Genomic DNA, 10,153 nt, shown 5'->3' with positions numbered 1-10,153 from the left:
TTTATTGCGATGTGTAATAAACTGATTTTATAGAAAAATATTCACTAACCATAATATAGTAAGTTCATTCATGATTTCAGCTGTATAGTATAAATTGTCAAATGACAACTATTGTAAAGAAAAAGTTAATTCGTAAGTCAACATGTATATTGGATGTAATCCTACCAACATTAGCGCCACCAAACAAATAAAAAAATAGCAAACAATCCTAGAAGAATTATTTGCTATTTATCATATTGTTAACCAATAAGGTCAGATAAGAGCTTAGCCTACCTAAGCGGTATAATCTTATATCTAAAAAACACCAGTATTAAAATAAGATGCGAATACGAATCGTCTCTTCTACATCTTTTAATTGATCAAGAGCAGCATCAGAATCATTGTAATCAACGTCCATCACCAAGTAGCCTACGTCACCTTCAGTCATCAGGCTTTGCGCCAAGATGTTAATATGTGCCTCTGCAAATAGACGGTTAATTTGCGATAGGACGCCTGGCACGTTTTTGTGAATATGTAGCAAACGATGCGTGCCTTCTTTGAATGGAATAGAAACCTCTGGGAAGTTCACAGCCGTGATGGTATCGCCTTGATCAGAATATCGCACAAACTTTTCTGCCACTTCTAGGCCGATATTGGCTTGTGCTTCTTGCGTTGAGCCGCCAATATGCGGTGTCAAAATAACGTTATCAAATTTACGCAGTGGCGATTCAAACTCTTCATCAGCAGACTTCGGCTCTTTTGGGAACACATCGATGGCAGCACCCAAGACTTTACCCGACTCAATTACTGCAGCCAAATCGTCAATCTCAACGCAGGTGCCACGCGCCGCATTGATAAAGTAACTGCCGTCTTTCATCTGTGCAAACTGCTCAGCTTTCATCATATAGCGTGTGCTTGGCTCATCAGGCACATGCAAAGTCACAATATCAGCAGTAGATAGTAGCTCGTTTAGGCTACCTACTTGATGCGCGTTACCCAACGGTAATTTGGTCACCACGTCATGATAGATAACTTTCATACCAAAGCTTTCGGCCAATACAGATAGCTGTGAGCCGATAGAGCCGTAACCGACGATACCGATCGTTTTGCCACGTACTTCATGTGAGTTGGTAGCAGACTTGCCCCAGCCGCCGCGATGGACAGTGGCATTCTTTTCAGGGATGCCACGATATAGCATGATGGCTTCTGCCAATACCAGTTCTGCAACCGAACGGGTGTTAGAGTATGGCGCATTAAATACTGGAATACCAAACTCACGAGCCGCATCAAGATCGACTTGGTTGGTACCGATACAAAAACAGCCAATACCGATCAGCTTCTCTGCATGCTCAAGGACTTCACGAGTCAGCTGCGTACGTGAACGAATCCCAATAAAATGCGCGTCTTTGATTTTCTCAATCAGCTCATCTTTATCGAGTGCATGACTGAGATATTCAATATTTTTATAACCAGCGTTGTCTAAAACCTTTAAGGCGTTTTCGTGTACACCTTCAAGTAATAAAAACCGGATTTTGTCTTTTTGTAATGATAATGCCATATGAGGACTGTCCTATAGTTGTCTTATTAAAAATAATCTATGCTAGAGTAAACGAAAACAGTCCGGTTATCTTACACAAAATTTAACGGTGATGTTAGCAGATTAGATGAATTATTGCTTATCAAGCCTGAAAACTTTTTATGCTATAGTGAGCGTTACTCGTTAAACTTTATTCAAACTGCCCTATTTACTACTTAACGCCTTTAAGCGCCTATGATGTTGCCTATCTATTCTTAGCCAATCTATCTAAAGGTTTTATGGTCCAACCGACCTTTATGTAGACTGGTTAAAAAAAGAGGTGTAGCGCTAACGTTTATACAGAGACTTAACTATGACGCCATTTGCATCTCAGACCACCACTACTACCGATATTGATACACTCAAAATTCTCTTAGATAGCTTGGTCAATGAGCACAACTTTGATAACACTCAAATCAAAACCGATAGCGAAAGCTTGGAGCATTGGGGTAAAGACTGGACCAAGCATTTTGCGCCCGCGCCGACTGCTATCGTCTTTCCAAAAACGACAGAACAAGTACAAGCCGTCGTACTACTTGCCAATGAGCACAATGTGGTGCTAACGCCAAGTGGCGGACGTACGGGCTTGTCTGCTGGCGCGGTCGCGGCTAATGGCGAGATTGTCGTCAGTATGGATAAGATGAATCATATCGGGCAGTTCTATCCTGCTGATCGTCTGGTTGAGATCGAAGCGGGCGTCGTCACTCAGCAGCTACAGCAATTTGCCGAGTCAAAAGATCTATACTATCCTGTCGACTTCGCTTCAGCAGGCTCTAGTCAAATGGGTGGTAACATCGGTACCAATGCTGGCGGTATCAAAGTCATTCGTTACGGTATGACCCGTCAATGGATTATGGGCCTGACTGTCGTCACGGGCAAAGGCGACATCTTACAATTGAACCGCGGTATGATCAAAAATGCCACTGGCTATGATTTGCGCCAGCTGTTTATTGGTAGTGAGGGCACATTGGGCTTAGTTACTCATGCACAAATCAAGCTTGAGCGCCTGCCGCAAGAGTTAAATGTCATGGTACTTGGCATGGATACGTTTAATGATGTGATGAACGTATTGTCTGCCTTTCAAGCGCAGATTGATTTGACTGCCTTTGAGTTCTTTGATGATGTGGCAGTGGATAAATTGATGGCGCACGGCCAGGTCCAAGAGCCGTTTGAGTCGCGTACCAAGTTTTATACCTTGCTTGAATTTGAAGCGCCCTATGAGCCGATTATGGATAAGGCAATGGCAATATTTGAGCAATGTATGGAACAAGGCTGGGTCGTTGATGGGGTGATGAGTCAAAGCATCGCACAAGCGACAGAGCTATGGAAGTTGCGTGAATATATTTCTGAGACCATCTCAGTATTTACGCCATACAAGAACGATGTATCGGTATTAATCAGCCATGTACCTAAGTTTATCGCTGAGATTGATCATATTGTCAGTAGCAATTATCCTGACTTTGAAGTGTGCTGGTTCGGTCATATTGGCGATGGTAACTTGCATCTTAATATTCTCAAACCTGAACATATGAGCAAAGATGATTTCTTTAATGAATGTCAAATTGTCAATAAACATGTGTTTGAGACTGTACAGAAATATGGCGGCTCAGTATCTGCTGAACATGGGGTCGGCATGACTAAAAAGCCTTATCTGCACTATAGTCGCAGCGAGACTGAGATTGACTATTTGCGAGAAATCAAAAAAGTATTTGATCCAAACAATATTATGAATCGGGGCAAGATTTTTGATATGTAATTGGCTTTTAAACTGACCGGCTCTTAGGCTTAAATTGATAAAAAACGACGCTATACATTAAAGTAAAGCGTCATTTTTATATTTTACATTGTTTATCAGGAGTTAGATTGTCAAAGCATATTTTACAAATATAAGAGTATCAACGCTGCAACGACCAAAACACATAAGAAGCTTTGGACAATTAAAAATGCTTGATGAGGCGCTGCAATGTGCTGAACCATATTGCCCAACGCATTATAAGTAATGCCTGCCGCTTTGATATGAGGCGGGGTATCAAAATTTCTGATAATTTGTAAGAATTGCTCGGTGCGTTTGGGTGACCAACCGTGCGGACTAAAAGGCAAATACGGGGCCAACTGCGCAGCTTGTTGCTTGGTTGCAGGAGACCATAGCCAGCGCTCCAAAAACAATAAGCGCATACGCCAATCCATAAAGCTACGCTCATCGATAGCATGGACTAAGAGTATTTTGACGTTTTTGTGACGCAAATCCGCAAAAATACGCTTTTGTAAGCTGATTACTTCTTGTTTACTACCTTCAATGCATTGTAAAAACTGACCATTGCCATAACATAAGATACCAGTAATACCGTGATCTTTGTTGTGATCGCGCGCGTGCTTTTCTACTTCATCGAATATGAGGGTATTTATACGACTTTTAAAAGTAATGCTACTTACGTACACCAGCTGAATCAGTGCTGAGTCTTTTATATTTTCTAATAAATCAGTTGTATCACCATGTTGCAAAGGCATGAAAAATCCTAAAAATAACGCTTTTGTAGGGATAATAAAAGACTCAAAACTCCTCTCTAAACGAGCCGAATAATAAACTCCTCTCTAAACGAGCCGAATAATACAATTCACAAAAACGTAGTAAATGTTTACCATGCCAGAATGTCATTAGTTATCTTAGTTGATAAAATAACACCCCTTATGGAACATGCTATCGTAAAAAAGCATACCAAATAACCATTCTAGTTATGATAACTCGTTGTAAATACGATAATAAAATATTGTAACGACTAAGCGAAGTGATTGATATATTTTTATGATTTTTGTTACACAAAAATTCGGTAATATCAATACTCTATCGTTTTATTCAAGTGTGAAGCCCATTATCTGACACCCCAAATAGCCAAACAGGAATATTATGAGCAAGATTGAAAAATTAGATGACTTCCATTTAACGATTGCCGAAATTAAGAAAAAAGATTATGCCCAGTTAAAAGCCTTAATGGATCGCGTCTATGCAAACTTAGGCGGCGCATGGTCAAAGACTACGATTCACACCTTGATTGATGCTTTTCCAGAAGGTCAGATTGCGTTATTTGATCATGACCAATTAATCGGTATCGTACTGTCTATGCGTGTTGACTATGCCAAGTTTTCTAACCCGCATACTTATGATGATTTGATTGGCCACAAAGAAATTATCAAAGACAACCCTGAGGGCGATGCTATCTATGGTCTCGATGCGTTGATAGATCCTGAATATCGCGGCTATCGTTTGGGTCGTAGATTATATGATGCTCGTAAAGAGCTGTGCCGTCAGCTCAACTTTCGTGCCATTTTGGCTGGTGGTCGTATTCCAAAATATCATGACCATCAAGACCTTACCCCTGGCGAATATATTGATGCTGTTGAATCACGTGAGATTCATGACCCAGCCTTATCGTTTCAGCTGTCCAACGGCTTTATCGTTAAGCGTATTCTGACTGCCTATTTACCAGATGATAAGCAATCTAAAGGCTTTGCAACCTTGCTTGAATGGGCAAACATCTATTACGAACCCAAAGACTACAAGCCTAATACGCGCAAATCTGAGGTGCGTATCGGTGGTATTCAATGGCAGATGCGCGAAGTTGAGTCACCAGAAGAGCTACTACAACAGGTTGAGTTCTTCGTCGATATAATGGCAGATTACAACGCTGATTTTGCTTGCTTGCCAGAGTTCTTTAACGCACCATTGATGGGATTATGCGAATCAACAGATCAAAATGTCGCCATTCGGTTTTTGGCGGGTTACACCGAATGGTTTAGAAATGAGATCTCACATTTAGCTGTCAGCTATAACGTCAATGTCATTAGCGGCTCTATGCCATTGCTCGATGAAAATGACACTTTATATAATGTCAGCTATTTATGTCGCCGTGATGGCACCGTTGAAGAACAGCGTAAAATCCATATTACGCCGCATGAGCGCAGTGCGTGGGTAATTGAAGGCGGTGACGAGGTCAAAGTGTTCGATACCGACGCAGGTCGCATTGGCATTTTGGTATGTTACGATGTTGAATTTCCTGAACTTGCCCGTTTAATGGCGCTTGATGATATGGATATTTTGTTTGTGCCGTTCTGGACAGATACTCAAAACGGATATCTACGAGTGCGTCATTGTGCCCAAGCGCGCGCGATCGAAAACGAATGTTACGTTATGATTTGCGGCTCAGTTGGTAACTTGCCGCAAGTTGAAAGTCTAGATATTCAGTATGCTCAGTCGTCTATCTTTTCGCCATCGGATTTTGCGTTCCCTCATGATGCGATTATGGCAGAGACCACCCCAAACACAGAAATGGTATTCTTTTCTGATTTGAATTTGGATAAGCTCATTCATGTACGTCATGAAGGTTCAGTACACAACTTGATCGATCGCCGTGATGATTTATTTAGCTTAAGATGGAAGAAAAAATCGAAAATCTCTGCCAGTAAACTAAGCGATGAAGAACGCCGTGAAAACTCTGGTAGCGTATTGTTGGGTGATGCACTGCAAGGACGTGCCAAAAAATCTCGATAGTGCTAATCAGTAACACGGATTGAAGACAGCGGCATACCTTCAAATTGCTCCTTTATTCGTTATTACTATTAATAATACGGCTGATCATTCAGCCGTTTATTTTTATCTAAATCCTTATCTAACAAGCTTACTCACCAAGCAACTGGCTTAAGTAAAAATTAATTTAAGTAACTATGTGACAGGCAAAAAACGAAAGCTATGACTACCAATATTGAAAAGAAAAATAAAACACCTAACAAGACGCCAAAACAGAAGCTATTATCAGTACTTAAAACCGTACTTCTATATGGCATTGTCTTTTTAGCCGTATACATTGCGATCAATTGGTGGCGACAGCCCGTTATGCCCGCCAGCCCGCAGCTACAGTTAACTGACTATCAAGGTCAACCCGTTGACTTGGCCGCTATGAGTGCAGATAAGCCAGCACTGGTGTACTTTTGGGGTACATGGTGTCCGATTTGTAATGTGACCTCACCAACGATAGACAAACTTGCAGCGTCTAATGACTATCCGGTAGTCACTATCGCGATTAAATCGGGTTCTGATCAAGTGCTGCATAGTTATCTCGATGAGCATGATTATAATTTTACGACGGTTAATGACCAAGAAGGCAATATTTTCGCCGATTGGCAGGGACAGGTCACGCCTTCTTATGTCATCTTAAAAAATGGCGAGATGACGCAAGGATTGACAGGTATTCAGCCGCTTTGGTCTCTTAAACTAAGATTATGGCTTAGCGATAACTTTTAACCAAAGCTGCATGCGCTTATCTATACTTAATCAATTTACTTATTTTTGTAGTACTGCATGCGCTTATCTATACTTAATCAATTTACTTATTTTTGTAGTACGCTAAGTTAAATATACTTTTTAATTGTAAAAAGTATGGCCCTACATCCCAGGCATAGTCACAAAATCTGGTAGCGCTTTTATACGCTCTATCCAGTCTGTTATTGCTGGATAAGGCTCTAGTGATACGCCGCCTTCCTCGCTAAGTGCCACATAAGGAAAGCAAGCTAAGTCTGCTAAAGTTGGCCGGTCAAGCTCTAACCAATCACGGTCTAATAGATGCTCGTTTAAAATATCTAAGATACGAGTTGACTTATTCCGAGCCAAATCAATGTCAAGCTCATAACCAAACTTATCATGCAACCGAGCATCGTTAGGGCCTCTGGCGATCTCGCTTTCAGCGACCATTAACCACTGAACAACTTTGGCCTCTTCAGCAGGCGTCGTTGGATACCAGTCTGTTCTATCAAACTTTCTAGCAAGATAAATCAAAATAGCTTGTGAATCCCTGAGAGTCAAATCGCCATCGATCAGTACTGGCACTTCGCCAAAAGCATTGCGTTCAATGGATGCCTCGTTTTTATGTTCACCCTCCAAAAAATCCACTGGACGTAGCGTATAGGGTTGTTTTATCAGTGCTAAGAACAGCCGAATCTTGTAGCAATTCCCTGATACTTCTAAATCATAAAGCTCCATGCCTATTATCCTTGTACTAGTTGATATCTACCATCCACCATATAATAACGAATATTTGCCGTCAATTTAAATTATTGAAAACATTATTAAAATCACTGATTTTTTATATTGCGGTGCGGCTCATAATGAGCACACTAGTCACTACGTTCTCTAAAAAAACTAACCAATCATCTTATCCAACGCTTTATACTCATAATCTAATGCTTTAGCAACAGCTTCATAGGTCATATAACCTTGAGTGGTATTAACGCCTTTTGCCAATGCTGGATCATCAAGACATGCTTGCTGATAGCCCTTTTTGGCGAGTGCTTGTATATACCGTAAAGTAACATTGGACAACGCCATAGTAGAAGTGCGTGGGACAGCACCCGGAATGTTAGCCACCGCATAATGAACAATGCCGTGCTTTGTATACGTCGGACTATCATGAGTGGTGACGCGATCGGTAGTCTCAAAGACCCCGCCTTGATCGACCGCAATATCGATGATGACACCGCCATCATCCATGGATTTAATCATCTCCTCAGTCACTAATTTAGGCGTCGCTGCGCCCGGAATCAACACTGCACCAATGACCAAATCGCTCACCTTGACACTCTTGGCGATATTAACTTTGTTAGATATTAGCGTTTGCACATTATTACCGAACATCTCGGACAGCTCTTTTAGACGCTGAGGATCTAAGTCTAAAATGGTGACATCAGCACGTAGGCCAACGGCAATCTTGGCAGCTTCCGTACCAGATACGCCGCCACCGATAATAGTTACCCTGCCCTTTTGTACGCCCGGAACGCCGCCGAGCAAAATCCCTTTACCACCATAAAAAGTCTGCAAAAACTGCGCACCAATTTGCGTACTCATACGCCCAGCAATCTCACTCATCGGTGTGAGTAGTGGCAAGGAATTATCCGTTAGCTGTACCGTCTCATAAGCAATCGCCGTTACTTTGTTGTCGATTAATACTTTGGCAAGCTCAGGCTCGTTTGCTAAATGTAGATAGGTAAATAAGATTAAATCTTCTGTTAGATGTTTATATTCATCCCTCTGCGGCTCTTTTACCTTAATGACCAATTCTACGGCCCATGCTGTTGCCGCGTCATCAACGATGGTTGCGCCAGCTGCTTTATAATCATCGTCAGTAAACTGTGAACCCATGCCAGCATTGGTTTCGACGAGTACATCATGACCATCATCGACTAACACACTGACCCCATTTGGCGTTAAGCCAACCCGATTTTCATTATTCTTCATCTCTTTTGGAATACCTATTTTCATAATTTTATCTTCCTTGATGACAGTAAAGTGGTGTATTTAACTATAGAAAATAAGTGGCACAGAGTCAGTGTTATAAAGGCAGCCTAACGATGAACCATCAAGGTTATCATGCCGGAACCAACTACCTAACGCAACAGTCCCTACTATAGAGCACTCTATAATAGGGACTGTTTATTTTTAAAGGGTTGAATGAAATTATTTATGACATAAAACGTTGCGCGGCTGGCATCTTAAGCATCAAGATCCAATAGATAGCCCCTGCTGGGATTAAGCTTGCATACCAAGAGATGCTGGAAAACATCAACGCGACTACGATACCAATAGCCATGGCGATGACTGCCGCCATATTCACACCTTTATAAGGGCCGTCTTTGTCATATAGCTTATCGATATCAAGCTTTTGTTTACGCAAGAAATAAAAGTCTACTACCAAGATTGCAAATAACGGACCTAAGAATGCCGAATAGGTTTGGATAAATAGATTCAGACCAGCAGCAGATTCATCTTTTACCAGCTCCCAAGGGAAGGTGCAAAATGCCAGCAAACCTACAATGACAGCTGCTGTTTTATACTTAAGGTTAAAGATGTCCATTAAAGCATACGCAGGCGGGATAACATTATTTAAGATATTGGTCGTAACTTGCGCAAAAGCGATGAAAAGCATGGTGATAACCAGTAAAGGCTTGTTGTCGACAGCACTAGAAAACACTTGAATAGGATCAACTTCACCAGTCGCACTGGTGACCATGACGCCGATTAACCCCATAAATAGCGTCGCGGGCAAAATAGAGTTGGCGTAAATAACCACTTGACGAAACAATCCAACATTTTCGCGTAGCTCGCGCGAATAGTCAGATACGTTAAGCATCATGGTACTGTACACCCCCAAAAACAGCATCGTGGCGCCCCAAAACGGTGTGCCCCATGTGCCTTCGACGTTGATGAGATTGGTCGAGATCGTGTCGCCGTATTTATTAATGACACTAAAAAACATATAAGCAAGCGCGCCAATAATAAAAACTGAACCAATATTTTCAAGCCATTTAATGCCATGAAAACCAAGGACAGATAAACCAATCTGCAAAAACTGAAAGCCGACAAAAAAGACCACAATATTGTTATAACCAAATAGAGTGTCAGATACTAGATTCAATGCTCCAGCACCAATCCAGCTTTGAAAGCCAAACCATACAACTGCTGGTACCGAACGTACCAGTGCCGGGATACGACTACCTGAAAAGCCAAAAGCAGAGCGAGTCTGTACCATGAACGGTATGCCATATTTATGGCCT

8 protein-coding genes are annotated in these 10,153 nt (G+C 41.6%); 3 read left to right on the top strand and 5 right to left on the bottom strand.

Annotated elements, in window-relative coordinates:
• Positions 1-310: 310 nt before the first annotated feature.
• Positions 311-1,537 carry a phosphoglycerate dehydrogenase gene (gene serA, locus PENNN9_RS02570; protein ID WP_058368192.1) on the bottom strand — a complete coding sequence of 409 codons (1,227 nt, stop codon included), beginning with the start codon at positions 1,535-1,537 and terminating at the stop codon, positions 311-313.
• Positions 1,538-1,868: 331 nt separating this feature from the next.
• Here serA and PENNN9_RS02565 point away from each other — a divergent pair, with 331 nt between their 5' ends.
• Positions 1,869-3,311, top strand: a complete 1,443-nt coding sequence (locus PENNN9_RS02565; protein ID WP_058368191.1) for an FAD-binding oxidoreductase — start codon at positions 1,869-1,871, stop codon at positions 3,309-3,311.
• Positions 3,312-3,433: 122 nt separating this feature from the next.
• Here PENNN9_RS02565 and PENNN9_RS02560 read toward each other — a convergent pair whose 3' ends face one another.
• The gene (locus tag PENNN9_RS02560) at positions 3,434-4,063 is read right to left on the bottom strand and encodes a BLUF domain-containing protein (RefSeq protein ID WP_058368190.1); all 630 of its coding nucleotides are present in this window, start codon (positions 4,061-4,063) and stop codon (positions 3,434-3,436) included.
• Positions 4,064-4,460: 397 nt separating this feature from the next.
• Between PENNN9_RS02560 and PENNN9_RS02555 the strand changes: the two genes are divergently transcribed.
• Together PENNN9_RS02555 and PENNN9_RS02550 are read left to right on the top strand one after the other, a co-directional pair.
• Positions 4,461-6,101: a carbon-nitrogen hydrolase family protein gene (locus tag PENNN9_RS02555; protein ID WP_058368189.1), complete on the top strand. Its 1,641-nt coding sequence runs from the start codon at positions 4,461-4,463 to the stop codon at positions 6,099-6,101.
• Between the two features lie 198 nt (positions 6,102-6,299).
• Positions 6,300-6,851 carry a protein disulfide oxidoreductase gene (locus tag PENNN9_RS02550; protein ID WP_058368188.1) on the top strand — a complete coding sequence of 184 codons (552 nt, stop codon included), beginning with the start codon at positions 6,300-6,302 and terminating at the stop codon, positions 6,849-6,851.
• Between the two features lie 141 nt (positions 6,852-6,992).
• Here the strand turns inward: PENNN9_RS02550 and PENNN9_RS02545 are convergent, their stop codons facing one another.
• The 3 genes from PENNN9_RS02545 to PENNN9_RS02535 form a co-directional block, all read right to left on the bottom strand.
• A complete protein-coding gene (locus PENNN9_RS02545; protein ID WP_058368187.1) occupies positions 6,993-7,586 on the bottom strand; it encodes a glutathione S-transferase family protein in 594 nt (197 codons plus the stop codon).
• 159 nt (positions 7,587-7,745) lie between these two features.
• Positions 7,746-8,861 (bottom strand): alanine dehydrogenase, encoded by a 1,116-nt coding sequence (ald, locus tag PENNN9_RS02540; protein ID WP_058368186.1) that lies wholly within the window; start codon positions 8,859-8,861, stop codon positions 7,746-7,748.
• Between the two features lie 199 nt (positions 8,862-9,060).
• Positions 9,061-10,153, bottom strand: a 1,093-nt coding sequence (locus PENNN9_RS02535) for an NCS1 family transporter (RefSeq protein ID WP_058368185.1), incomplete at its 5' end; no start/stop codon positions are given.

This window comes from Psychrobacter sp. ENNN9_III (genome assembly GCF_001462175.1).
GTDB lineage: Bacteria > Pseudomonadota > Gammaproteobacteria > Pseudomonadales > Moraxellaceae > Psychrobacter.
Note: the sequence above shows the minus strand (reverse complement) of the source record. Positions and strands in the feature narration are given on the sequence as shown.